We start from the raw sequence: 24,811 nt of genomic DNA, 5'->3' as shown, positions 1-24,811 counted from the left end.
CCTGTCTCAGGTGACTGGTGTTGTATGCAACTATAACACCGGCACGCCTACGTGCAACCCCTTGCCGGCCCCAACTGATGGCAGGGGTGGTCAGATGACTGAAACTTCAATTTATATGATTGATTTGGAAGGGAAATAAAACTGTCGCAGATGCCGATCCAAGCCATCCTTCCATTCAGTGATGTCCATGCTATGTCATCACTGCGCCGTGGATTGCGCCCGCGCAGCGCATTCGCCACGCTGCGCAAAGCCCGGGTGGGCCTGTGCCATCAGGGGCGCCGGAGCCCGGTGCTATAGTTCGGCCGATTCCCGGCCGGCAGTGGCCGGGCCTTGTGAATGGCTACCGCGGACCACCCCTGATGCCTCTGTCGACCGTTTCTCCGCGCCGCCTGCGCGGTCTGTCCCTGCTGGCCTTGCTGGTGGCCGGCGTCGCCGGTTCCGCCAGTGCGCTGGCCGCCGATCTGCTCGACCTGGACTACCGGCCGCTGGCCAGCAAGCAGCAGGTCAACCTGCAGCAGCGCTACCACGGTCAGGTACTGCTGGTGGTCAACACTGCCAGCAAATGCGGCTACACCCCACAGTACGAGGGGCTGGAGGCGCTGCAGAAGCGCTATGCAGGCCGGGGTTTCGCGGTACTGGGCTTCCCGTCCAACGACTTCAAGGGCCAGGAACCGGGTGATGAGAAGCAGATCCAGGACTTCTGCACCCTGACCTACGGCGTCAAGTTCCCGATGTTCGAGAAGGTGCATGTGATCGGTGCGGAGGCTACGCCGCTGTACCAGCGCCTGACCGCGGCCACCGGCGTGGCGCCGGGCTGGAACTTCCACAAGTACCTGGTCGGCCGCGATGGCAAGGTCATCGCCCAGTTTGCCAGCAAGGTGACGCCCGACGATCCGCAGCTGACGGCTGCCATCGACAAGGCGCTGGCCGCAGCGGCCGCGCATTGATATCCGGCACGCATGCCTCGACATCGACGGCATGCGTGCGACAATGTTTCTTTTCGCGCCGACGTCGGCGCCCAGACACTTCCAGGAATGCAGCGAATGAAGATGGGAATGCGCGGCGCCGCGGCGTCGGTTCTGATTCTGGCGATGGGCACTTCGGGTGTCGCTCTGTCGCAACAACCGGCTGCCGGCGCAGCCGCCAAGGAGACCGCAACCTTGAATTCCCCCAAGCAGAAGCTCGGCTACGCCATCGGCCTGGACGTGGCCAAGTCGTTCACCCCGATCGCCGATGAGATCGACGTTGCCGCCCTGCGCACCGCCGTCGAGCGCTCGTTCGAAGGCCTGCAGCCGCAGATCACCCAGGAACAGGCCAAGGCCACCGATGCCGCGCTGCGCCAGGTCGTGATGGCCCGCAGCGGCCAGCAGGTGCCGGGCGTGGCGCCGGGCTCGCAGCCGCCGAAGGTGGACCGCGTCAAGGTGTCGCAGATGATCGGTTCGTACTCGGTGGGTCCGTCGCTGGCACAGCTGAAGGACGACATCGACGTCGCCTCGCTGTTCGACGCGATCAGCACCGGCCTGAGCAAGGGCCAGCCGAAGATGACGGAAGCTGATGCGACCGCCACCATTCAGGCCTTCATGGGCAGCAAGCAGGCTGAAATGCAGGCCAAGGCTGCCGCCGCCGCGCAGACCAACCGTGAGGAAGGCAATGCGTTCATGGCCAAGAACAAGACCCAGCCGGGCGTGGTGACCACCGCGTCGGGCCTGCAGTACCAGATCATCCGCCCGGGCAGCGGCGAGCGTCCGCTGCCCAGCAGCAAGGTGCGCGTGAACTACGAAGGCAAGCTGCTCAACGGCACCGTGTTCGACAGCTCCTATGGTCGTCAGCCGGCCGAGTTCGGCCTGGACCAGGTGATCAAGGGCTGGACCGAAGGCGTCGCGCTGATGCCGGTCGGTTCGAAGTACCGCTTCTGGATCCCGGGTAACCTGGCCTATGGCGAGAACGGCACCCCGGGTGGCCCGATCGGCCCGAACGCAACTCTGACGTTCGACGTCGAGCTGCTGGGCGTCCTGCCGTAAGTCATCCAGGAGCGAATACGGATATGCGCGTTGCGATTTTTGGTACCGGTTACGTTGGACTGGTGACCGGTACCTGCCTGGCCGATGTTGGTCATCAGGTGGTCTGTGTCGATATCGACCAGGCCAAGGTGGATGGCCTCAACCAGGGCATCATCCCGATCTATGAGCCCGGCCTGGAGCCGATGGTGAAGGCCAACCACGCCGCAACGCGGCTGGCGTTCACCACCGATGCCGCGGCCGCCATCGATCATGGCCAGGTGGTGTTCATCGCCGTCGGCACGCCGCCGGACGAGGATGGCAGTGCCGATCTTCAATACGTGCTGGCCGTCGCCCGCACCATCGGTCGGCACATGAGCGTGCCGACCGTGGTGGTGAACAAGTCGACGGTGCCGGTCGGCACCGCCGACAAGGTGCGTGCCGCCATTGCCGAAGAGCTGGCCACGCGTGGCGCGGACATCGCCTTCGACGTGGTGTCCAACCCGGAATTCCTGAAGGAAGGCGATGCGGTTGCGGACTGCATGCGCCCAGACCGCATCATCATCGGTGCGGCCAATGAAGAGTCGGTGGCGGTGATGCGCCGCTTGTATGCGCCGTTCAACCGCAACCATGACCGCGTGGTGGAAATGGACGTGCGTTCGGCCGAACTGACCAAGTACGCCGCCAATGCGATGCTGGCGACCAAGATTTCGTTCATGAATGAAATCGCCAATATCGCCGAACGCGTCGGTGCTGACGTCGAGCAGGTCCGCCAGGGCATCGGTTCGGATCCGCGCATCGGCTGGCACTTCATCTATCCGGGCGCCGGCTACGGCGGCTCGTGCTTCCCCAAGGACGTGCAGGCGCTGGCCCGCACTGCCCAGCAGTATGGCCTCGAGCCGAAGCTGCTGAACGCGGTGGAAGCAGTCAATGACGCGCAGAAGGGCCATCTGTTCGCCCTCATCCAGCGCCATTACGACAAGGGTGAAGACGAAGGCGTGCGCGGCAAGACCTTTGCCGTGTGGGGCCTGGCGTTCAAGCCGAACACCGACGACATGCGCGAGGCCTCCAGCCGCCGCCTGCTGGCGCAGCTGTGGGAAAGTGGTGCGACGGTGCGTGCCTACGATCCGGAGGCGATGCACGAATCGCAGCGCATCTTCGGCGAGCGCGATGACCTGGTGTTCTGCAACAGTGCCGATGAAGCACTGCAGGGCGCCGACGCGCTGGTCGTAGTCACCGAGTGGAAGCAGTTCCGCAGCCCCGATTTCCAGAAGCTGCGCGAGCAGTTGAAGGATGCGGCGGTGTTCGACGGGCGCAACCTGTACGAACCGGCCGAAGTGGAAGCTGCAGGCCTGGCCTACTACGGCATCGGCCGGGGACGTTCGCTGCATGTCTGATCTACCGTCCGAACGCGAGCAGGCGCTGGAAGCGCGCCTGGTCGAGCTGGAAATGCGCGTGTCCTTCCAGGAGCAGGCGCTGGCTGAGCTGAGCGATGCGTTGGCCGACGCCCGCATGCAGGGCATGCGCAACGCCGATGTGCTGCGCGTGCTGCTGGAAGACCTGGGCAAGGTCCGCAACGCGCTGAATTCTTCCGATCCGGCGAGCGAACCGCCGCCGCCGCACTACTGATCCGAATCCTATGAGCGATACCCTCCGCGACCAGCTGATGGGCCTGGGCTTCAAGCCGGCGCCCAAGCCCGAGCGCAAGAATGATGGCCCCCGCCGTGACGGCCGCCCGCAGGGCAAGGGCGGCAATGGCAATGGCAATGGAAAGCCGCAGGGCGCAGGCAAGGGCGAGCACAAGCCCGGCGAGCGCCGTGGGCAGGGCCATGGCGGTCCGGGCAAGCCCGGTGGCCAGCGTGGCCAGGGCCAGCATGGCCCGCGCAAGCCGCGCAGCGCCGAAGAGATGGACCTGGCCAAGGCCTATGCCATCCGCGCGCAGCGGGAGAAGGAGGAGCGCATCGAGACCGAGCGCCTGAAGCAGGAGGAGGCGCGCGTGCGCCGCGAGGCGAAGGCCAAGCTGGAAGAGCTGCTGAAGGACAAGAGTCTCAATGCCGAAGCGGCGGACATTGCCCGCCACTTCCCGTATGGCGGCAAGATCAAGCGCATCTACGTGACTGCCGAACAGCTGACCGCGCTCAATGCCGGTGAGCTGGGCGTGGTCCAGCTCAATGGCCGTTACCTGCTGGTGACTGCCGAGGTGCTGGCACAGTCCGAGGCGGTGTTTGCCGCATCGGTGGCGCTGAAGGTCGATCCGAATGCGCCGGCCGAGGAAGATCCCTACGCCGACCCGCAGTACCAGGTGCCGGACGACCTGGTCTGGTAACCAGGCCAGCAGCATGATCGAAACGCCGGGCACTGCCCGGCGTTTTCGTTATGGGGCATGCATGCTGCTGCGGCGTGCGCGGATCAGCGGCAGGCTCAGCGCGAAGAAGCACAGCAGGGCGCCGACCAGGGCGAAGCCGCTGCCGGCCAGGAAGGCGGTGCGACCATCGTCGATCTTCCACAGCTGGCCGGCAATGAGCGCGCCCAGCACGCCGCCGACACCGGACGAGAAGCCGTACAGCAGGCCTTGGCCATGGCCATTGAGGCGGCCTGGGAAGTAGGTCGCCAGCATCTGCATTGCCGCTGCGAAGAAGGCGGCGAATCCCAGCGCATGCGCGCTCTGCGCGACCAGCATCACTGGCAGGTTCTGCGGGAACAGGGCGGTGACGGCCCAGCGCAGGCAGGAGCTCACCAGTGCGATCAGCAGCATCCAGCTGGCGTCGTAGCGGCGGAAGAAGCGGCCGATGGTGAAGAACACGCCGACCTCGAACACTACGCCGATGGTCCACAGCAGGCCGAGCGTGGACGTGCGGTAGCCGTGGTGGTCCATGTAGACCGAGAAGAACGTGTAGTACGGCCCGAACGAGAGCTGTTCCATGAAGGCGGCCAGGAAGAACGCCAGCACCGGTGGCCGCCGCACGATCTGCCAGAAACCGCTGGCATCGCCTTCGGCCTTGCCGATGCCGCGTGCGTAGTGGTTGCTGAAGGCGGACACCACCATCAGGGCGAACAAAGGAAGCATCATCCACGGCAGCAGCCCGGCGTGGCTGGTGATGCCGTCGCCCTCGATCAGCCACCCGAACAGGGTCACGACGGCGATGAACCCGAGCGAGCCCCAGACCCGGATCAATCCGTAGCGATGGCTGTCGCTGCCCAGGTGGGTGAGGGTGATCGACTCGAACTGCGGCATCACCGCGTTGTAGAAGAAGCAGAACACCACCATTGCCGGATACATCCACGGCTGCGGCAAGGGCAGCAGGAACGCTGCGAAGCTGACCAGGGTCAGCACACAGCCGATGCGCAGCAGGCGGATCGGCCGTGGCGAGGCCGCAGCCAGTGAGGTCCAGGTGCTGGGCGCGATCACGCGGGTGGCATACCACAGGCCCATCATCACGCTGATGGCGGTCACGCTCATGCCGCGCGCAGTCAAAAACAGGCTCCAGTACGGAGTGAACGCGCCCAGCGCCGCGTAATAGAACAGGTAGAAGCTGGAGAGGCGGGCTACGGGGACGGTCATCGCGGAATGATGAGGCAAAAAGGGGACGGAGGGGATTAAGTCGTTTGTGCCTCAAACGACTTAATCCCCTCCGTCCCCTTTTGGGGTCATTCGGGATCGTAGTCGAGGTTGGAAGCCAGCCAGCGCTCGGCCAGGGCGCGATCCACGCCTTTGCGCCGGGCGTAGTCGCTGACCTGTTCGCGGCTGAGCCGGCCGACCACGAAGTACTGGCTCTGCGGATGGCTGAAGTAGTAGCCCGACACCGCGGCCGTGGGCAGCATCGCGAAGCTCTCGGTCAACTCCATGCCGGCGTTGGCTTCGGCCTGCAGCAGGTCGAACAGGCGAAGCTTCTCGCTGTGCTCCGGGCAGGCCGGGTAACCAGGGGCCGGACGGATGCCACGGTACTGCTCGTCGATCAGGGCTTCGTTGTCCAGCGTCTCGGCGCGCTCATGGCCCCAGAAGTCGGTACGCACGCGCTGGTGCAGACGTTCGGCCAGCGCTTCGGCGAAGCGGTCGGCCAGTGCCTTCAGCAGGATCGCGTTGTAGTCGTCGTGGTCGGCTTCGAAGCGCGCCACGTGCGCGTCGATGCCAATGCCGGCAGTGACGGCGAAGGCGCCGATCCAGTCCTGCTTGCCACTGTCGGCCGGCGCAATGAAATCGGCCAGGCAGAAGTCCGGGCGCTCGGCCGGCTTGTCCACCTGCTGGCGCAGGAAGTGCAGGGTGGTCTCGCCCTGGGGGTGCTGCACGCGCACGTCGTCGCCGATGCTGCTGGCCGGCCACAGGCCGAACACGGCCTTGGCGGTCAGCCATTTTTCGCCGACGATGCGCTCGAGCATCGCGCGGGCATCCTTGTACAGATCGCTGGCCTGGGTGCCGACGATCTCGTCGGTGAGGATGGCCGGGAACTTGCCGGCCAGTTCCCAGGCCTGGAAGAACGGCGTCCAGTCGATGTAGTCGACCAGTTCGGCCAGCGGGTAGTCGTCGAATACGTGCAGGCCGGGCTGGTTCGGTGCCGGCGGCGTGTAGCTGTCCCATCCTCCCTGGAATTTCTGCCCGCGTGCATGTTCCAGCGTGACCAGGCGCTTGGCGTCGCCACGGTTCCGGTGGCGGGCGCGGATCTCGGCATAGTCGGCTTCGTTGGCGGCAACGAAGGCCTCGCGCAGGTCACGCGAGATCAGCGACTGGGCCACGCCGACCGCGCGCGAGGCATCCTTCACCCACACCGTGGGCGCCTTGTAATGCGGGTCGATCTTCAGCGCGGTATGCGCGCGCGACGTAGTGGCGCCACCGATCAGCAGCGGCAGCTCGAAGCCCTGGCGCTGCATCTCGCGGGCGACGTGGCTCATCTCCTCCAGCGAGGGAGTGATCAGTCCGGACAGGCCGATCAGGTCGGCGTTGTGTTCGCGGGCGGCATCGAGGATTTTCTGCGCCGGCACCATCACGCCAAGATCGACGACCTCGAAGTTGTTGCAGGCCAGGACCACGCCGACGATGTTCTTGCCGATGTCATGCACATCGCCCTTCACCGTGGCCATGATGATCTTGCCGTTGCTCTTGGCGGTGTCGCCGCTGCGTGCTTTTTCCGCCTCGATGTATGGCAGGAGGTAGGCCACGGCCTTCTTCATCACCCGCGCGGACTTGACCACCTGTGGCAGGAACATCTTGCCGGCGCCGAACAGGTCGCCGACCACGTTCATGCCATCCATCAACGGGCCTTCGATCACGTCCAGCGGGCGGCTGGAGGCCTGCCGGGCCAGTTCGGTGTCTTCTTCCACGAAGGCATCCAGGCCGTGCACCAGTGCATGCGCCAGGCGCTGCGCCACCGGCTTCTCGCGCCAGGCCAGGTCTTCGGTCTTTGCCGCACCCTTCCTGCCCTTGTAGCGCTCGGCGATTTCCAGCAGGCGCTCGGTGGCATCACTGCGGCGGTTGAGGATCACATCCTCCACGCGCTCCCGCAGTTCCGGTTCCAGTTCGTCGTAGATCGGCATCGCGCCGGCGTTGACGATACCCATGTCCATGCCGGCGGCGATGGCGTGGTACAGGAACACCGAGTGGATGGCCTGGCGCACCGTTTCGTTGCCACGGAACGAGAACGAGACGTTGGAGACGCCACCGGAGACATGGCAGTGCGGCAGCGTCTGCTTGATGATGCGGGTGGCTTCGATGAAGTCGACCGCGTAGTTGTCATGCTCTTCGATGCCGGTGGCGACGGCGAAGATGTTCGGATCGAAGATGATGTCCTGGGGCGGGAAACCGATCTCGTCGACGAGGATGCGGTAGGCGCGGGTGCAGATCTCGACCTTGCGCGCACAGGTGTCAGCCTGGCCGCTTTCGTCGAACGCCATCACCACCGCGGCGGCGCCGTAGCGCAGGACCTTGCGCGCGTGTTCGCGGAACAGCGCCTCGCCTTCCTTCAGCGAGATCGAGTTGACCACGCTCTTGCCCTGCAGGCACTTCAGGCCGGCCTCGATCACGCTCCACTTGGAGGAGTCGACCATCACCGGGATGCGGGCGATGTCCGGTTCGGACATGATCAGGTTGAGGTAGCGGGTCATCGCCGCTTCCGAATCGATCAGGCCCTCGTCCATGTTGACGTCGAGGATCTGCGCGCCGCTGGCGACCTGCTGGCGGGCCACGTCCACCGCTTCTTCGTAGCGGCCTTCCTTGATCAGTTTGCGGAACTGCGCGCTGCCGGTGACGTTGGTGCGTTCGCCGACGTTGATGAACAACAGGTCCGGGGTGATGACCAGCGGCTCCAGGCCGGACAGGCGGGTGTAGGGTGAGGTGCTCATGCGGCCTGCTGCTCCTGTGCGCCGGGCAGGGCACGCGGCGGCAGCCCGGCCACGGCCTGGGCGATCGCACGGATGTGGTCGGGGGTGGAGCCGCAGCAGCCGCCGACCAGGTTCAACAGCCCGTCCTCAGCGAAACCTCGCAGGGTGGTGGCCATGTCCTCGGGCGTTTCGTCGTACTCGCCGAAGGCATTGGGCAGGCCCGCGTTCGGATGCGCACTGACATAACAGTTCGACACCTGCGACAGGGTTTCCACGTGTGGACGCATGGCATCGGCGCCCAACGCGCAGTTCAAGCCGATCGACAACGGGCGCGCATGTGCCAGTGACGCATGGAAGGCCTCGGCGGTCTGGCCGGACAGGGTGCGACCGGAGGCATCGGTGATGGTGCCGGAAATCATGACCGGCAGGCGTGCGCCGCGCGCATCGAAGGCCTCTTCCAGCGCATACAGCGCGGCCTTGGCGTTGAGTGTGTCGAAGATGGTCTCGACCATGATCGTGTCGGCACCGCCGTCGATCAGGCCGTCGATGGCTTCGCGGTAGGTGTCGCGCAGTTCGTCGAAGCTGGTGTTGCGGAAGCCGGGATCATTGACGTCGGGGCTGATCGAGGCCGTGCGGCTGGTCGGGCCAAGCACGCCGATGACAAAGCGCGGTTTGTCCGGGGTGTTCGCAGCGGCGGCATCACAGCAGGCACGAGCTACCGCAGCGCCCGCTTTGTTCAGCTCATAGACCAGGTGTTCGAGGTGGTAGTCGGCCTGACTGACCGAGGTGGCGTTGAAGGTGTTGGTCTCGACCAGATCCGCACCGGCTTCGAGATAGGCGGTGTGGATGTCGGCGATGACCTGCGGCCGGGTCAACAGCAGCAGATCGTTGTTGCCTTTGAGATCGTGACCTTCCGGTGTGCCGTGGTCGCAGCCGGGGCCATGGGCATGGTCGTAACCTCCGGCGAAGCGCTCGCCTCGGTAATCGTCTTCCTGCAGCCCATGACGCTGGATCATCGTCCCCATCGCGCCGTCGATGATCAGGATCCGCTGGCGCAGGGCGTCGAGCAGGGCATTGACACGATCAGGATGCAACCAGGGCAGGGCGGACATGGCGTTCTCGGGCTCAGGGCTTGTTGGCGATCAGCGAAATTACTTCAAAGTGCGGCGGGCGCTTCTCGCGGGTAACCGTCTCCAGGCTCGATACCTGCAGGCCGGCCTTGTCGACGAACTTGCGCAGCTCCTTGTCGCTGAAGCCGAGGTTGACGTGGCCGTAGGCCTCCACGGCCGCCTTGTGCTCGTGCCGGGCCAGGCTGCACAGCAACAGGCGGCCACCGGGGCGCAGCACACGCGCGGCTTCGGTGACCGCCTGCGCCGGCTTGCTGGCGTAGGTCAGCGCATGCATCAGCACCACCAGGTCGAAGCTGCCGTCCTTGAACGGCAGCGCATGCATGTCGCCCTCGCGCACTTCCACATTGGGCAGGCGGCGCAGGCGCTCGCTGGCGGCGGCAACCACGCGCGCGCTGGTATCGATGCAGATGTAGCGCTTGGCATGCGGGGCGACCAGTTCGGCCAGCACGCCGTCACCGGAGGCGATATCGAGCACGTCGCCGGTCTCCAGCAGGGGTAGCGCGGTACGCGCCAGCGCCTCCCAGGTGCGGCCAGGGGAGTAGTGGCGTTCCATGTCGCCGGCCACGCTGTCGGCCCAGTTCTGGTCGGAGGCACGGTGGGCCAGCACGGCGGCGACACGTTCAGCGTCCTGCCGCAGCAGCGGGTCGTCACTTCCGTTGCTCAAGGCATGCCACAATGCACGCTGCGCCGGGTCCAGCTGGGCCTCGTCGAAGCGGTAATAGGCCGACACGCCGGCACGGCGGTCGCGGACCAGGCCGGCTTCCTTCAGGCGCGCCAGGTGGGTGGACACGCGTGGCTGCGCCAGCCGGGTGATCGCCGACAGTTCGGCCACGGTCAGCTCTTCCTGCTCCAGCAGCGCCAGCAGGCGCACGCGGGTCGCATCGGCGAACACCTTCAGGCGGGTCGACCAATCTTCCAGATCCATAAATATCTACCTATCGCGATATAGAGATATATTCGCCGAGAGAGCCTTCCGCGGTCAAGTCGCTGGCGTACGGAAACTGGCGGGCCCCGGTACAATCGAGGCACCTGGGCGCGCGGTGCGCGGCCCATAACTTCATGTACCCGGGAGGGTGTTGTGGATTTCAGCTTTACTGAAGAGCAGTTGATGCTGCAGGACGTGGCGCGGCGCATCGCGCAGGAGAAGATCGGCCCGAGCGCGGAGCACCATGACCGCACCGGCGAGTTCCCGCTGGACAACATCCGCCTGCTGGGCGAGAACGGCCTGATGGGCATCGAAGTGCCGACCGAATACGGTGGCGCGGGTATGGACCCGGTGGCGTACGTGCTGGCGATGGTGGAGGTCGCCGCCGCCGACGCTGCCCACTCGACCATCATGTCAGTCAACAACTCGCTGTTCTGCAACGGCATCCTCACCCATGGTACCGAGGAACAGAAGCAGAAGTATGTGCGTGCCATCGCCGAGGGCGAGGCCATTGGCGCGTTCGCGCTGACCGAGCCGCAGTCCGGTTCGGACGCCACCGCCATGCGCTGCCGTGCAGTGAAGCAGGCCGATGGCACCTTCGTCATCAACGGCAAGAAGAGCTGGATCACCTCTGGCCCGGTGGCCAAGTACATCGTGCTGTTCGCAATGAGCGAGCCGGACAAGGGCGCGCGCGGCATCACCGCATTCCTGATCGATACCGACAAGGCGGGCTTCGGCCGTGGCAAGACCGAGCCGAAGCTGGGCATCCGTGCCTCGGCCACCTGCGAGATCGAGTTCAACGATTACGTGGCGCAGGCTGAGGATGTGCTGGGCCAGGAAGGCGAAGGCTTCAAGATCGCGATGAGCGTGCTCGATGCCGGCCGCATCGGTATCGCCTCGCAGGCCATCGGCATCGCCCGTGCCGCCTATGAAGCGACCCTGGAATACGTGAAGGAGCGCAAGGCATTCGGCGCGGCCATCGGCACCTTCCAGATGACCCAGGCCAAGATTGCCGACATGAAGTGCAAGCTGGATGCAGCGCTGCTGCTGACCCTGCGCGCTGCGTGGGTGAAGGGGCAGGGCAAGCGCTTCAGCACCGAAGCGGCAGTGGCCAAGCTGACCGCTTCGGAAGCGGCGATGTGGATCACCCACCAGGCCGTGCAGATCCACGGCGGCATGGGCTACTCCAAGGAAATGCCGCTGGAGCGTTACTTCCGTGATGCCAAGATCACCGAGATCTACGAAGGCACCTCGGAAATCCAGCGCCTGGTGATCGCCCGCAACGAAACCGGGCTGCGCTGAGTTGCAAGGGCCGCGCCGCTGCAACGGCGGCGCGGCCTGTACATCCATTCTGTGCCTGAATGAGGGCCTCATTCAGATGACGTGATCGACCCTGGCTTGAGGCGATGGGTGCTGCTCTAATGCAGTCCGTTTTTTCGGGAATTACGACGTGATCTATCGCGGTTGGGGAATCATGACGCTGGTGACGCCGATTGCAGCGATCCTGCTGCTGGCGTACTTCTTTCCGCATGACGGCCCCAGGGGCAACATCCCGCTGCAGCAGGTGCTGATGGGGGCAGGTATCGGCGCAGCCCTGAACGTGCTGCTGGGCCTGTGGCTCAACCGGGCACCCAGGCAGAAGGGTGTGGCCGCACCCCATCATTTCTTCTTCGTACCCATGCAGTGGGCGGCGCTGGCTCTCGTGATGGTGTGCGTGGTGGTAGCTCTGTTGCGTTGAGACGTTGCCCGAACAGTGCCAACCAAGGTTGGCGGCTACTGGGCATGCCGTCGCTCTGGTGGATGCCAACCTTGGTTGGCATGGATTCAAAAGCGGCAAGAAAAAAGGCCCCGGATCGCTCCGGGGCCTTTCTCGTTTCAGCTCACCACCGGATCAACGATCCGGGCGGTGCGCGGATTCCGCATCGCGCTGGCGTTCCATGAACTCCTTCGACGGTTCATCCAGCTTGTCACCCAGCATGCGGCGCACGACCACGAAGAACACCGGGATCATCAGCAGGCCGAGCAGGGTGGCGAACAGCATGCCGCCGATCACGCCGGTACCGATGGCATGGCGGGAGTTGGCACCGGCGCCGGTGGAGATCGCCATCGGGATCACGCCCATGATGAACGCGAACGAGGTCATCAGGATCGGGCGGAAGCGCAGGCGGGCCGCTTCGATGGTGGCATCGCGCAGGTTCTTGCCTGCTGCGCGCTGCTCGACCGCGAACTCCACGATCAGGATCGCGTTCTTCGCCGCCAGGCCGATCACGGTGATCAGGCCGATCTTGAAGAACAGATCGTTGGGCAGGCCACGCAGCATCGACAGACCGAGAGCGCCGAGCACACCCAGCGGCACGACCAGCAGCACCGCCACCGGGATCGACCAGCTTTCATACAGGGCTGCCAGGCACAGGAACACCACCACGATGGACAGCACCAGCAGCAGGGTGGCGGCGTTGCCGGCCAGGATTTCCTGGTAGGACATGCCCGACCAGTCGTAGCCGAAGCCGGCCGGCAGGTCGTCGTTGACGATGCTCTCCATGGTCTGCATCGCCTCGCCCGAGCTGGTACCCGGGGCCTGCGAGCCGACGATGTTGATCGCCGAGTAGCCGTTGTAGCGGCTCAGCGACGGCGGCGCCGACACCCATTCGGACTTGACCACCGTGTTGAGCGGGATCATCGAATTGGTACCGTCAGCGTTCGTGGTCAGGCTGGACGGGCTGTAGAAGCTCTTCAGCGATTCCTGGCCGGTGCGGTACGGACCATCGGCCTGCATGGTCACGCGCTTAATGCGGCCTTCGTAGAAGAAGTCGTTGACGTACACCGGGGCCAGCATCAGCTGGATGGTGCTGTACACGTCCGACACCGACATGCCCATCGACTGCGCCTGCACGCGGTCCACGTGCAGCTGCAGCTGCGGGGCGTTTTCCAGTCCGTTCGGACGCACGCCGACCAGTGCTTCGGGCTTCTGCGCGGCCTTGCCCAGCAGGATGTTGCGCGCCTGGGTCAGCTGTTCGTAGCCGGCACCACTGCGGTCCTGCAGCCACATGTCGAAGCCACCGAACTGGCCGAGGCCCTGCACGGTGGGCAGGTTGACCACGAAGATCTGCGCTTCCTTGATGCCGTAGAACGCGCCGTTCATGTTCTGGATGAACTCGGGCGCGGTGAACTTGCGTTCCTCCCACGGCTTCAGGCGGATGAAGCCCATGCCGACGTTCTCGCCGGAACCGACGAAGCTGAAACCGGCCACCTGCAGCATGCCTTCATAGCCATCCTGCTTTTCCAGGATGCCACGCATCTGCGCGAACACTTCGTTGGTCTGGCCCTTGGTCGAGCCCGGCGGCAGCTGCACGATCGCCAGCGCATAGCCCTGGTCTTCTTCCGGCAGGAAGCTGCCCGGCATGCGGGTGAACAGGAAGCCGCACAGTGCGGTCAGCACCACGAACAGGATCATCCAGCGCGGCGCATGGCGCACCGCCGAGGTGATGTGGCCCACATAGGTGTGGCTGATCTTGTCGTAGTACTTGTTGAAGGTGCGGTAGATGATGTTCGGGTTGTCATTGTGCGTCGGCTTGAGGAAGGTCGCGCACAGCGCCGGGGTGAAGCCCAGTGCCAGGAACGCCGAGAACGCCATCGAGATGGCGATGGTCAGCGCGAACTGCTTGTAGATCTCACCGGCAGCACCGCCCTGCAGGGCGGACGGGATGAACACCGCGGCCAGCACGACGGTGATCGCCACCACCGCGCCGGTGATCTGGGTCATCGCCTTCTGCGTGGCCGGCTTCGGCGCCAGGCCTTCCTCGGTCATGATGCGTTCGACGTTCTCGATCACCACGATCGCGTCATCGACCACGATGCCGATCGCCAGCACCATCGCGAACAGGGTCAGCTGGTTGATCGTGAAGCCGATCATCCACATGCCCAGGAAGGTACCGAGCAGGGCCACCGGGATGACCAGGGTCGGGATCAGGGTGGCGCGGAAGTTCTGCAGGAAGATCAGCATCACCAGGAACACCAGGAACACTGCTTCAAACAGTGTCTTGACCACTTCCTGGATGGAGATCTTGACGAAGGTGGTGCTGTCGTACGGCGAGAACCAGGTGACGCCGGACGGGAAGCTGGGCTGCAGCTCGTCCATCTTGCCGCGCACCGCATCGGCCACGTTCAGGGCGTTGGCGCCCGGCAGCAGCTGGATGGCGAAGGCGCCGGTCGGCTTGCCGTTGTACTGGGTATCGAAGCCGTAGTTGTTTGCACCGAAGGCAACGCGGGCGATGTCCTTCAACAGCACGCGCGAGCCGTCAGCGTTGGCGCGCAGGATGATGTTCTCAAACTCCTGCGGCGAGCTGAAGCGGCCCTCGGCCGAGACCGTGGCGGTGAAGTGCTGGCCTTCCGGCGACGGGTCCGAACCCAGCGCACCGGCAGCGAACTGCACGTTCTGCGCACGCACCGCGGCCAGCACCTGGCTGGCCGACAGGCCATAACCCTGCATCTTTTCCGGGTTCAGCCAGATGTTCATGGCGTACTCGGAACCGAACTGCTGGGTGCTGCCGACGCCGGGGATACGCGAGACCTGGTCGAGCACGCGCGAACCGACGATGTCGTTCAGGGCGTCACGGTTGATGGCCGGCGTATCGGACTGCAGCGCGATCACCATCAGGAAGCCGGCGTTGGCCTTGGCCACCACCACGCCCTGCTGGGTTACTTCCGAAGGCAGTCGTGGCGTGGCCAGCGACACCTTGTTCTGCACCTGCACCTGGGCGATGTCCGGATCGGTACCGGTCTCGAAGGTCAGCGTGATCTGCGCGCGGCCGTTGGAGGCCGACGAGGAGCTGAAGTACAGCAGGTGATCGATACCGGTCAGCTGCTGCTCGATCACCTGGGTGACCGATTTCTCGGTGGTGTCCGCACTGGCGCCCGGGTAGGTCGCCGAGACGGTGACCTGCGGCGGGGCGATGTTGGGATAGGACTCCACGCCCAGGTTGAGGATCGCGATCACGCCGCTGAGCGAGATCAGGATCGCAACCACCCAGGCGAAGACTGGATGTTCGATGAAAAATTTAGGCATGACGGAAGGTTCCCGTTACTGCTTGTTCGAATCGGTGGCGGCCGGCTTGGCCGCATCGGCCTGCTCGGGCTTGGCCGCGTCGGCCGGTGCCTTGCCTGCGGCCGGTGCTGCGCCCGCCGGAGCGGCGCCGCCTGCGGCAGGCTTGCCGTTTGCGTCCTGCCCCGGGGTCCACGGCTTGGCCACCGCCGGTGCACCTTCCTTGACCTTCTGCACGCCGGCCACGATCACCTTGTCACCGGCGGCCAGGCCGTCGCTGACCAGCCAGTTGCCGTTCTGCGCGCCATCGGTCTTCACGTTCTTGCGTACGACCTTGCCGTCGGCACCGACCACCATCACGTAACCGCCGGTGGTATCGCGCAGCAGCGCCTGCTGCGGCACCAGGTAAGCGTTGTTGCGCTCGCCCAGGTTGGCCTGGAAGCTGACGAAGGCGCCAGGCAGCAGGATCTGCTGCGGGTTCGGCAGCAGCGCACGCAGCGACACCGCGCCGGTGGCCGGGTCGACCGTGGTCGAGGAGAAGTCCAGCGTGCCCGGCTCGCTGTACGTGGTGCCGTCGGCCAGCTTGACGTTGACCGTGGCCTTGCCGTCGCCGGACAGCGCCAGCGCGCCCTTGGCCTGCTGTGCGCGCAGCTGGGTCAGCTCATCCACGCTCAGCGAGAAGTTGACGTACAGCGGGTCGAGCTGGTCGACGGTGGTCAGCAGGGTCACATCGCCCTGGCCGACCAGCGCACCCTCAGTGACCTGCTGCTTGTTGGCCACGCCGCTGATCGGCGCGGTCACTTCGGTGTAGCCCAGGCTGATGCGCGAGGAGGTCACCGCTGCTTCGGCCTGCTTGACCGCGGCCAGCGCGGTGCGCTCGGCCGATTCGGCGTTGTCCAGGTCGGACTTGGAGACGAACTGCTGCGGTGCGAGCGAACGTGCGCGGTCTGCGGCGACCTTGGCATTGGCGTAGGTCGCGCGGGCCGAGGCCAGCTGTGCTTCGGAGGCGTTGAGCGAGGCGCGCAGCGGCGCCGGGTCAATCAGGAACAGGGTCTGGCCCTGCTTGACCTGTGAGCCCTCCTGGTAGACGCGCTTGAGCAGCACGCCCGGCACGCGCGCGCGCACGTCGGCGCTGCGGAACGGCGACAGGCGGCCGACCAGCTCACGCTGCAGCGGCAGGGTCTGCGGCTTGGCGTCGATCACGCCCACCTCCGGCGGCGGGGGCGTCTGCTGTTCCGGCTTCTTGCAGGCAGCCAGAGCGACAGCAACGGCGCACGTCAAGGCAAGGGTGCGGAGTGGGGCGATCATCAGGAGGAACTCCGGGGTTGGTTTGTAGACGGGGCCGCCGACGGCTGTGGCGCGAACGCGCGCAGGAAGCTGTCGACGGAGAATTCTGCCCAGCGCCGACGCAGCAGCGCGTCATCACGATGGGGGGTATGGAAGCGCTGTTTGTCGAAATCCTGACCGGCGATCATGCTCAGCAGCAGTTCGGCCATGAAGTGCGGGTCGTCATGCCGGAGCTGGCCTTGCATGCAAACGGTTTCAATCCATTCAGCAAGATGAAGCGTCAGTGCGCCGGCGCCATGCCGGTACAGCGTACGCGCCTCTTCGGGAAACTGGGACGCATCGGCGGCGATCAACCGACAGGCCTGTCCTACGTGCGGTTGGTTGAAATGCTCCAGGAAGTCGGTGGCGAACTGGAGCAGGCTGGCACGCAGGTCGTCACTGCGGAGTGCACGAACCATGGCACCGGTGGCGTGGCCGACATGGCGCTGCATCACCCGCCGCAGCAGTTCCTGCTTGCTGCCATAGCGCGAGTACAGGGTCTGCTTGGAGCATCCGGCGTGCTGGGCCACCGCGTCCATGCTCATCTGCATGCCCTGCTGGGCCAGCAGCTCGCGCACGGCATCGAACACGCGCTCATCGCGTGCGTCGAGGGCAACGGGGAGGTAGGCCGGGTTCACGCGGTGGACTATACCGTCCAGTTCAGGATTGTGGAATCGAATCGGAGTCGCTGCGTGTGTCTTCCGGTAACACGCTTTGCCGATCCTGTCGGCAGTGCTGAAGCGGGCGCCAGCACCATACCGGTGCGAACTGAATAGGCGTCTAAACCGCAGCAAACCCGAATCTACTTATTCCGTCCTGCAGCAAGGCCTTTTCGTGCGGTAGGGCTACAATTTCATTTTCCCAACTGAGCAAGCGCATCGCTCTGCCATGAAACCGCAAAAAACCGCAGCCAAGACCGTGAAAAACAAGACCAAACCAGCAGAGTCGGAGGTCGCAGTGACCGCTGGTTTCTCCCTGGAGCCGGTGTACACGGCATTGCGCAAGCGTTACCCCGCGGCCGCACAGGCCGAAGCGGTGGCCTTCGCCACTGACTTCTACAAGCGCATGGAGTCGGACGAGTTCCCGCACCACAGCGCTGAAGAGTGGGCCGCGCTCGCGGCTGAGACGCTGGAATTCGCCCGTGCCCGCAAGGCCGGCAAGGCCAACGTCCGCGTGTTCAATCCGACCGCGAAGGCCAACGGTTGGGAATCGCCGCACACCGTGCTGCAGATCGTCAACGACGACATGCCGTTCCTGGTCGACACCGTCACCATGTCGCTGGCCGAACAGGGCGTGGGCGTGCACGTGCTGGGCCATCCGGTGCTGCGCTTCACCCGCGACAAGGCCGGCAAGCTGGTCAAGGTCGGCGAGGGGGATGCCGAGTCGGTGATGCTGCTGGAAATCGACCGCCAGCCGGCCGAAGCCATGGCGGCCATCGAGCAGGCCATCAACAAGGCGCTGGACGAAGTGCGTGCGATCGTGCGCGACTGGCAGCCGATGAAGGACAAGGCGCTGGCACTGGCCGACGACCTGGGCAGCCGCCAGCTGCCGGTCGACGCAGCCTCGCGCAAGGAAGCACAGGAATTCCTGCGCTGGGCCGCCGACAACCACTTCACCTTCTTCGGCTACCGCGAGTACCGCGTCGAGAAGCAGGGCAAGGAAGAAGTGCTGGCGCCGCTGAACGACACCGGCCTGGGCCTGATGCGCGGCAAGGACAAGTCCGCCGCACGTCCGGTCAAGACGCTGGCCGCGCAGGGTCTGAACACCACGTCCGGCCTGAAGGACGCGCTGATCCTGACCAAGACCAATGCCCGTTCGCGCGTGCACCGCGCCGGCTACATGGACTACATCGGCGTGCTGGAATTCGACGCCAAGGGCAAGATCATCGGCGAGCAGCGCTTCCTTGGCCTGTTCACCTCCAGTGCCTACAACCGTCGTCCGTGGGAAATCCCGCTGGTGCGCCAGCGCCACGAGCACGTGATGAAGCAGTCGGGCCTGGCCTCGGCCAGCCACAGCGGCAAGGCCCTGCGCCACATCCTGGAAACCCTGCCGCGCGAAGAACTGTTCCAGTCCAGCGAGGACGAACTGTTCCGCACTGCCATGGGCGTGCTGGGCCTGCAGGAGCGCGTGCGCAGCCGCCTGTTCCTGCGCCGTGACAAGTACAGCCGTTTCATCTCCGCGCTGGTCTACCTGCCGCGTGAGCGCTTCAACACCGACGTGCGCCTGCGCATCGAAGCGATGCTGAAGGAAGCGCTGCACGGTGAGTACGTGGACAGCTCGGTGGTGCTGGGCGAATCGCCGCTGGCCCAGGTGCACCTGATCGTGCGCCCGAAACCGGGCGAAATGCTCGACGTCGATACCGCCGAACTGGAGCAGAAGCTGGCCCAGGTGCTGCGCAACTGGCAGGACGACCTGCGTGAAGCGCTGGTGACCCGCCATGGCGAAACCGAAGGCCTGCGCATCGCCGCCCGTATCGGCAAGGCGCTGCCGGCCGGCTACATCGAAGACAACAGCACTGCCGTTGCCGCCAACGATGTCAGCCAGCTCGATGCCCTGACGGGCCCGGACGACCTGCGTCTGAGCCTGCAGGCCGTGCCGCGCGAAAGCGGCGATGGCCTGCGCCTGAAACTGTATCGCCAGCTGGACGACATTCCGCTGTCGGACGCGCTGCCGATGATGGAAAACATGGGCCTGCGCGTGATCGCCGAGCGTCCGTACCGCCTGTCGGTCGACAACGCCCCGGTGTACGTGCAGGACTTCGAGGTCGAATCGACTGCCGGCGCGATCGATGCCGCCAGTGTCGATGAAGCCTTCGGCGAGACCTTCGCCCGCGTCTGGCACGGCGATGCCGAGAACGACGGCTTCAACCGCCTGGTGCTGGCTGCCGGCCTGCACTGGCGCCAGGTCGCCATGCTGCGCGGCTACTGCAAGTACCTGCTGCAGACCGGCGTGCCGTTCTCGCAGGCGTATGTGGAAGGCACCTTCGCCCGTTACCCGCTGCTGGCCCGCCTGCTGGTGGAACTGTTCGAAGCACGCTTCGATCCGGCTACCGGCCACGAGAGCAAGGACGACATCGCTGCCGGCCAGGCCCAGCTGAAGGCCCACTTCGATGTGCTGGCTGCCGGCGACGACGCCACCCTGAAGGTGCTCAAGACCGTGGTCGACGCCCGCAAGGGTGACCGCGACGCGCAGATGCAGGCCGCGCGCGATGCGCTGCTGAAGCTGATGGACCGCGTGTCCAGCCTGGACGAGGACCGCATCCTGCGCTCGTTCATGGGCGTGATCGACGCGACCCTGCGTACCAGCTACTACCAGACCGATGCCAACGGCCAGCACGGTCATGTCATCAGCTTCAAGTTCGATTCGGCGTTGGTGCCGGACCTGCCGAAGCCGCGCCCGTACCGCGAAATCTTCGTCTACGGCCCGCGCGTGGAAGGTACCCACCTGCGCTTCGGCGCGGTCGCCCGTGGTGGCCTGCGCTGGTCGGACCGTCGCGAAGACTTCCGCACCGAAGTGCTGGGCCTGGTCAAGGCGCAGATGGTCAAGAACACCGTCATCGTGCCGGTCGGCGCGAAGGGCGGCTTCTTCGCCAAGACCCCGCCGGTGAACGGCGACCGCGATGCGATCTTCGCCAACGGCGTGGCCTGCTACAAGCTGTTCATCCAGGGCCTGCTGGACATCACCGACAACATCGTCAACAACAAGATCGTGCCGCCGGTGGATGTCGTGCGCCATGACATGGACGATCCGTACCTGGTGGTGGCCGCCGACAAGGGCACTGCGACCTTCTCCGACATCGCCAACGGCCTGGCCATCGCGCACGGCTTCTGGATGGGCGATGCGTTCGCCTCCGGTGGTTCGGTGGGTTACGACCACAAGGGCATGGGCATCACCGCACGTGGTGCGTGGGAGTCGGTCAAGCGCCACTTCCGTGCGCTGGGCCGTGACAGCCAGAGCCAGGACTTCACCGCAGTCGGCGTCGGCGACATGTCCGGCGACGTGTTCGGCAACGGCATGCTGCTGTCGCGCCACATCCGCCTGGTCGCTGCATTCGACCACCGCCACATCTTCCTGGACCCGAACCCGGATGCGGCCACCACGTTCGTCGAACGTGAGCGCCTGTTCACCGTGCCGCGTTCGAGCTGGGCGGACTACGATGCCAAGCTGATCAGCAAGGGCGGCGGCGTGTACCCGCGCAGCCTGAAGTCGATCGAGATCACCCCGCAGGTGCGTGAAGTGCTGGGCCTGGACGAGAGCGTCAAGGCGCTGTCGCCGAACGATCTGATGAGCGCGATCCTGAAGGCACCGGTCGACCTGCTGTGGAACGGCGGTATCGGTACCTACGTCAAGGCCGCCAGCGAGCAGCACAGCGATGTCGGCGACCGCGCCAACAACGCGCTGCGTGTGAATGGTGGCGAGCTGCGCTGCAAGGTGGTGGGCGAGGGCGGCAACCTGGGCATGACCCAGCTGGGCCGCATCGAAGCCGCCCAGGCCGGCGTGCTGCTCAACACCGACTTCATCGACAACTCGGCCGGTGTGGATACCTCCGACCACGAAGTCAACATCAAGATCCTGCTCAACGATGTGGTGCGGGCCAAGAAGCTGACCGTCGAGCAGCGCAACAAGCTGCTGGCCTCGATGACCGATGAAGTCGCCGAGCTGGTGCTCAACGACAACTACCGCCAGAACCAGGCGCTGAGTCTGATGGAGCGGATGGCGGTCAAGCGCCTGGGTTCCAAGCAGCACTTCATCCGTACGCTTGAACAGCAGGGCCTGCTCGATCGCCAGATCGAATTCCTGCCGTCCGACGCCGAGCTGTCGCAGCGCAAGGCACGCGGCCAGGGCCTGACCCGTCCGGAACTGTCGGTGCTGCTGTCCTACTCCAAGCTGGTGGCGTTCGCCCAGCTGCTGGATTCGGACATCCCGGAAGATCCGTACCTGTCCAAGGAACTGCAGCGCTACTTCCCGACCCCGCTGCAGAAGAAGTACGCCGACGCGATGGAGCGTCACCGCCTGAAGCGCGAAATCATCGCCACGGCGGTGACCAACCAGACCATCAACCGCATGGGCGCCACCTTCCTGATGCGCATGCAGGAAGACACCGGCCGTTCCATCGCCGAGGTCGCCAAGGCCTACACCATCAGCCGCGAAACGCTGGATGCACGCGCGCTGTGGGCGCAGATCGATGCGCTCGACGGCAAGGTGCCGGAGTCGGTGCAGATCGACGCGCTGGAAGTGATCTGGAAGCTGCAGCGCTCGTTCGTGCGTTGGCTGCTGTCGCGCCCGGGCGCGATGCCGGGCATCACCGAAGCGGTCAACCGCTACCAGGGTCCGTTCAACGACATCCGTGTTGCCTCGGGTGTGCTGCCGGATTCGCAGCGTCCGACCTACGAAGCCCTGGTGGCCGAGTGGAAGGAAAAGGGCCTGCCGTCCGCACTGGCACAGCAGCTGGCCGAACTGCACTTCCTGGAGCCGGCGTTCGACATCATCGAACTGGCCCGCACCCGCAAGCTGAAGCCGGTGGACGTGTCCAAGGTCCACTTCCGCCTGGGCGATGCCCTGCAGCTGCCGTGGCTGTTCGAGCAGGTCGATGCGCTGGAGGTCAACGGCCGTTGGCACGCGGTGGCACGTGGCGTGCTGCGTGACGAACTGGCCGCCAACCACCGCAACCTGGCCGGCCAGGTGCTGGGCACCAAGGGTGGCAGTGCCGAAGCCAAGGTGGCGGCATGGATGGGGCGCGACGACAACAGCCTGCGCTTTACCCTGGCGATGCTGGCCGAACTGGCCGAGCAGAAGACCCTGGACTACCCGACCGTCTCGGTCGCGGTCCAGCGCCTGGGCCAGCTCGCAGCGCATGGTGCGTAAGCGCATTCGCGCTGACGCCCCACGGTTTGCTCTGCAAACCGTGGGCCCCATGCCAACCATGCTCCCAGACCCCCGCGCCGTTGGCGCGCCCCCCTGACTCAGGGGGGCTCCTGATCTGCAGCAGTTGGAGGAACGGCCCCGCGAAAGCGGGGCCGTTCTGTTTCTGCCTTTGGCCTTTTGCGACCACCTGTCCCGACGCCGGCTGTGAACCTGCCAGGTGGATGACCGGCATATCCGCCGGGACCGTGAGCGCCATGGATGGCGCGATCGAGCCCCCAGGGACGGGTTTACGGCGTGTCCCGGCGGATATGCCGGTCATCCGCCCCGCGCGGTCCAACCCCCGGCGCTCGGTTATGCTCTTCATCAGTTACCCCCCCCCCCCCGGATCCACCGATGAGCGACACCCCCCGAATCGCTTTCCTGGCCAGCACCACCGAGCCCGCGCAGATGGCCCGCGCGGCCATGGTGTCGCGCTATGGCGACTACACGCCCGAGCAGGCCGATGTACTGTGCCCACTGGGCGGCGATGGCTTCATGCTGCAGACCCTGCACCGGCATGGGCACCTGGGCAAGCCGGTGTTCGGCATGAAACTGGGCACGGTGGGCTTCCTGATGAACCAGTACCGCGGCGACGATGACGTGCAGGCGCGCATCGCCCGTGCCGAACCGGCCAACCTGCGTCCGCTGGAAATGGTCGCACTGACCGAATCGGGCACCAGTACCGGCTCGCTGGCCTACAACGACGTCTCGCTGTTGCGCCAGACCCGTCAGGCCGCGCATATCGGCATCGATCTCAACGGCCAGGAGCGCGTGGCCGAACTGATCGGTGACGGCGTGCTGGTTGCCACCCCGGCTGGCAGTACCGCGTACAACTATTCCGCGCACGGCCCGGTGCTGCCGCTGGGCTCGCATACCATCGCGCTGACGCCGCTGGCCCCGTATCGGCCGCGACGCTGGCGCGGGGCGATCCTCAAGGCCGACACCGAAGTACGTTTCCGTGTGCTTGATCCCTACAAGCGCCCGATCAGCGTGACCGCTGATTCGCACGAGACCCGCGACGTGGTCGAAGTGACCATCCGCGAGTCGAAGGACCGCCGCGTGACCCTGCTGTTCGACCCGGAGCACAACCTGGAAGACCGGATCCTGAGCGAACAGTTCGTTTTTTGAGGACAATAGGCGGCCGGCCGTGCCGACCGCTTGAAGGACCCCCACCGATGGGCGACAACTCCCCCCGTTTGCTGACCGTTGCGGTGACCTCGCGCGCCCTGTTCGACCTCGAGGAAAGCCACGCGCTGTTCGAGAGCGATGGCGTGGCGGCCTATGCCGAGTTCCAGCGCCAGCACGAGGACGATATCCTCGGGCCCGGCGTGGCCTTCCCGGTGGTGCGCAAGCTGCTGGCGCTGAACCAGGGCGCCAGCCCGGAGAACCCGCGGGTCGAGGTCATCCTGCTGTCGCGCAACTCGGCCGATACCGGCCTGCGCATCTTCAACTCGATCCAGCACTACGGCCTGGGCATCATCCGTGCGACGTTCACGGCCGGCGAGCCGACCTGGCCGTACGTGAAGCCGTTCGGCACCGACCTGTTCCTGTCGGCCAACCCCGAATCGGTGCGCAGCGCGCTGCGCCATGGCATCGCCGCGGCCACCATCCTGCCCAAGCCGCCCGGTGAGACTGCTGCGGCGGCGGCCGACCAGATCGATACCGGTCGCCCGGCCGGCCAGCTGCGCATCGCCTTCGACGGTGACGCGGTGATCTTCGGTGACGAGAGTGAGCGCATTTCGCGCGAGCAGGGCGTGGAAGCCTTTGGCCGCCACGAGCGTGAACGGGCCCGCGAGCCGCTCAGTGGCGGCCCGTTCCGCGGCTTCCTGTCGGCGCTGCATACGCTGCAGGAAGTGTTTCCGGCCGGTGACAGCGCACCGATCCGTACCGCGCTGGTGACCGCGCGTTCGGCGCCGGCGCATGAGCGGGTGATCCGCACCCTGCGCGAGTGGGGCGTGCGCCTGGACGAGGCCCTGTTCCTCGGAGGGCGCCACAAGGGACCGTTCCTGCAGGCGTTCGGCGCCGACATCTTCTTCGATGATTCACAGCACAACATCGACAGCGCCCGCGAGCACGTGGCCGCCGGCCACGTGCCACACGGCGTCGCAAACGAGGGGTAGGGTCTGGTAGTCGCCAACCTTGGTTGGCACCCACCGGGGGCACTGCGCTCTGGTAG

General features: G+C 65.5%; 16 protein-coding genes and 1 pseudogene. 10 read left to right on the top strand and 7 right to left on the bottom strand.

Translation table 11 applies throughout. The features are described from left to right. Nucleotides 1-359 precede the first annotated feature (359 nt). The 5 genes from ACJ7C5_RS01775 to ACJ7C5_RS01755 all read left to right on the top strand — a co-directional run bounded on the left by ACJ7C5_RS01775 (nucleotide 360) and on the right by ACJ7C5_RS01755 (nucleotide 4,323). On the top strand, nucleotides 360-947 hold the full coding sequence (locus tag ACJ7C5_RS01775) for a glutathione peroxidase (RefSeq protein WP_412702904.1): 588 nt from the start codon (nucleotides 360-362) through the stop codon (nucleotides 945-947). Between the two features lie 213 nt (nucleotides 948-1,160). Further along, nucleotides 1,161-2,021, top strand: a complete 861-nt coding sequence (locus ACJ7C5_RS01770) for an FKBP-type peptidyl-prolyl cis-trans isomerase N-terminal domain-containing protein (protein WP_412702903.1) — start codon at nucleotides 1,161-1,163, stop codon at nucleotides 2,019-2,021. A 23-nt stretch (nucleotides 2,022-2,044) separates the two neighbouring features. Further along, a complete protein-coding gene (locus ACJ7C5_RS01765; protein ID WP_412702902.1) occupies nucleotides 2,045-3,394 on the top strand; it encodes a UDP-glucose dehydrogenase family protein in 1,350 nt (449 codons plus the stop codon). Further along, entirely contained in the window at nucleotides 3,387-3,626 is a 240-nt protein-coding gene (locus ACJ7C5_RS01760; protein WP_049445667.1) for a SlyX family protein, read from the top strand. The genes ACJ7C5_RS01765 and ACJ7C5_RS01760 overlap by 8 nt, the downstream gene beginning before the upstream one ends. 10 nt (nucleotides 3,627-3,636) lie before the next feature. After that, on the top strand, nucleotides 3,637-4,323 hold the full coding sequence (locus tag ACJ7C5_RS01755) for a DUF2058 domain-containing protein (RefSeq protein WP_088026511.1): 687 nt from the start codon (nucleotides 3,637-3,639) through the stop codon (nucleotides 4,321-4,323). A gap of 48 nt (nucleotides 4,324-4,371) precedes the next feature. Here the strand turns inward: ACJ7C5_RS01755 and ACJ7C5_RS01750 are convergent, their stop codons facing one another. The 4 genes and pseudogenes from ACJ7C5_RS01750 to ACJ7C5_RS01735 all read right to left on the bottom strand — a co-directional run. After that, on the bottom strand, nucleotides 4,372-5,559 hold the full coding sequence (locus ACJ7C5_RS01750; protein WP_094000985.1) for an MFS transporter: 1,188 nt from the start codon (nucleotides 5,557-5,559) through the stop codon (nucleotides 4,372-4,374). A gap of 86 nt (nucleotides 5,560-5,645) precedes the next feature. After that, nucleotides 5,646-8,330: a methionine synthase gene (gene metH, locus ACJ7C5_RS01745; protein ID WP_412702901.1), complete on the bottom strand. Its 2,685-nt coding sequence runs from the start codon at nucleotides 8,328-8,330 to the stop codon at nucleotides 5,646-5,648. Beyond that, nucleotides 8,327-9,421 carry a homocysteine S-methyltransferase family protein gene (locus ACJ7C5_RS01740; RefSeq protein WP_412702900.1) on the bottom strand — a complete coding sequence of 365 codons (1,095 nt, stop codon included), beginning with the start codon at nucleotides 9,419-9,421 and terminating at the stop codon, nucleotides 8,327-8,329. Before ACJ7C5_RS01740 ends, metH begins: the two co-directional genes overlap by 4 nt. Before the next feature lie 145 nt (nucleotides 9,422-9,566). Next, nucleotides 9,567-10,364 (bottom strand): annotated as a pseudogene (locus tag ACJ7C5_RS01735) (ArsR/SmtB family transcription factor); the annotation flags it as partial. 153 nt (nucleotides 10,365-10,517) lie between these two features. On the opposite strand from ACJ7C5_RS01735, the gene ACJ7C5_RS01730 reads away from it, so the two are divergent. Together ACJ7C5_RS01730 and ACJ7C5_RS01725 are read left to right on the top strand one after the other, a co-directional pair. Next, a complete protein-coding gene (locus ACJ7C5_RS01730; protein ID WP_097049561.1) occupies nucleotides 10,518-11,666 on the top strand; it encodes an acyl-CoA dehydrogenase family protein in 1,149 nt (382 codons plus the stop codon). 148 nt (nucleotides 11,667-11,814) lie between these two features. Next, the gene (locus tag ACJ7C5_RS01725) at nucleotides 11,815-12,102 is read left to right on the top strand and encodes a hypothetical protein (protein ID WP_412702899.1); all 288 of its coding nucleotides are present in this window, start codon (nucleotides 11,815-11,817) and stop codon (nucleotides 12,100-12,102) included. Between the two features lie 153 nt (nucleotides 12,103-12,255). Here ACJ7C5_RS01725 and ACJ7C5_RS01720 read toward each other — a convergent pair whose 3' ends face one another. From ACJ7C5_RS01720 to ACJ7C5_RS01710, 3 genes are read right to left on the bottom strand one after another with little or no spacing between them, the layout of a single operon-like run. Then, complete coding sequence (locus ACJ7C5_RS01720; protein WP_094000981.1) at nucleotides 12,256-15,429, bottom strand: multidrug efflux RND transporter permease subunit; 3,174 nt, start codon at nucleotides 15,427-15,429, stop codon at nucleotides 12,256-12,258. Between the two features lie 15 nt (nucleotides 15,430-15,444). Beyond that, nucleotides 15,445-16,713: an efflux RND transporter periplasmic adaptor subunit gene (locus tag ACJ7C5_RS01715; RefSeq protein WP_094000980.1), complete on the bottom strand. Its 1,269-nt coding sequence runs from the start codon at nucleotides 16,711-16,713 to the stop codon at nucleotides 15,445-15,447. Beyond that, nucleotides 16,713-17,369 carry a TetR/AcrR family transcriptional regulator gene (locus tag ACJ7C5_RS01710; RefSeq protein WP_088026504.1) on the bottom strand — a complete coding sequence of 219 codons (657 nt, stop codon included), beginning with the start codon at nucleotides 17,367-17,369 and terminating at the stop codon, nucleotides 16,713-16,715. The genes ACJ7C5_RS01715 and ACJ7C5_RS01710 overlap by 1 nt, the downstream gene beginning before the upstream one ends. A gap of 319 nt (nucleotides 17,370-17,688) precedes the next feature. Between ACJ7C5_RS01710 and ACJ7C5_RS01705 the strand changes: the two genes are divergently transcribed. The 3 genes from ACJ7C5_RS01705 to ACJ7C5_RS01695 all read left to right on the top strand — a co-directional run bounded on the left by ACJ7C5_RS01705 (nucleotide 17,689) and on the right by ACJ7C5_RS01695 (nucleotide 24,755). Next, nucleotides 17,689-22,596 carry an NAD-glutamate dehydrogenase gene (locus tag ACJ7C5_RS01705; RefSeq protein WP_412702898.1) on the top strand — a complete coding sequence of 1,636 codons (4,908 nt, stop codon included), beginning with the start codon at nucleotides 17,689-17,691 and terminating at the stop codon, nucleotides 22,594-22,596. A 393-nt stretch (nucleotides 22,597-22,989) separates the two neighbouring features. Beyond that, complete coding sequence (locus tag ACJ7C5_RS01700) at nucleotides 22,990-23,763, top strand: NAD kinase (protein ID WP_049445646.1); 774 nt, start codon at nucleotides 22,990-22,992, stop codon at nucleotides 23,761-23,763. A 47-nt stretch (nucleotides 23,764-23,810) separates the two neighbouring features. Next, on the top strand, nucleotides 23,811-24,755 hold the full coding sequence (locus tag ACJ7C5_RS01695; RefSeq protein WP_005417414.1) for a 5'-nucleotidase: 945 nt from the start codon (nucleotides 23,811-23,813) through the stop codon (nucleotides 24,753-24,755). The last annotated feature ends 56 nt before the right edge of the window (nucleotides 24,756-24,811 follow it).

Source organism: Nocardiopsis yanglingensis (genome assembly GCF_045809185.1).
In the GTDB taxonomy this organism is placed as follows: domain Bacteria; phylum Pseudomonadota; class Gammaproteobacteria; order Xanthomonadales; family Xanthomonadaceae; genus Stenotrophomonas; species Stenotrophomonas yanglingensis.
The sequence above is the reverse complement of the archived record's forward strand: the minus strand, read 5'-3'. Positions and strand labels throughout refer to the sequence as shown.

What these genes read in the sequence shown, in the direction of transcription:
- ACJ7C5_RS01755 (WP_088026511.1), top strand. Translation starts at nt 3,637, where the DNA reads ATGAGCGATACCCTCCGCGACCAGCTGATGGGCCTGGGCTTCAAGCCG.
- ACJ7C5_RS01720 (WP_094000981.1), bottom strand. Translation starts at nt 15,429, where the DNA reads ATGCCTAAATTTTTCATCGAACATCCAGTCTTCGCCTGGGTGGTTGCG.
- ACJ7C5_RS01760 (WP_049445667.1), top strand. Translation starts at nt 3,387, where the DNA reads ATGTCTGATCTACCGTCCGAACGCGAGCAGGCGCTGGAAGCGCGCCTG.
- ACJ7C5_RS01715 (WP_094000980.1), bottom strand. Translation starts at nt 16,713, where the DNA reads ATGATCGCCCCACTCCGCACCCTTGCCTTGACGTGCGCCGTTGCTGTC.
- ACJ7C5_RS01765 (WP_412702902.1), top strand. Translation starts at nt 2,045, where the DNA reads ATGCGCGTTGCGATTTTTGGTACCGGTTACGTTGGACTGGTGACCGGT.
- metH (WP_412702901.1), bottom strand. Translation starts at nt 8,330, where the DNA reads ATGAGCACCTCACCCTACACCCGCCTGTCCGGCCTGGAGCCGCTGGTC.
- ACJ7C5_RS01695 (WP_005417414.1), top strand. Translation starts at nt 23,811, where the DNA reads ATGGGCGACAACTCCCCCCGTTTGCTGACCGTTGCGGTGACCTCGCGC.
- ACJ7C5_RS01750 (WP_094000985.1), bottom strand. Translation starts at nt 5,559, where the DNA reads ATGACCGTCCCCGTAGCCCGCCTCTCCAGCTTCTACCTGTTCTATTAC.
- ACJ7C5_RS01700 (WP_049445646.1), top strand. Translation starts at nt 22,990, where the DNA reads ATGAGCGACACCCCCCGAATCGCTTTCCTGGCCAGCACCACCGAGCCC.
- ACJ7C5_RS01775 (WP_412702904.1), top strand. Translation starts at nt 360, where the DNA reads ATGCCTCTGTCGACCGTTTCTCCGCGCCGCCTGCGCGGTCTGTCCCTG.
- ACJ7C5_RS01740 (WP_412702900.1), bottom strand. Translation starts at nt 9,421, where the DNA reads ATGTCCGCCCTGCCCTGGTTGCATCCTGATCGTGTCAATGCCCTGCTC.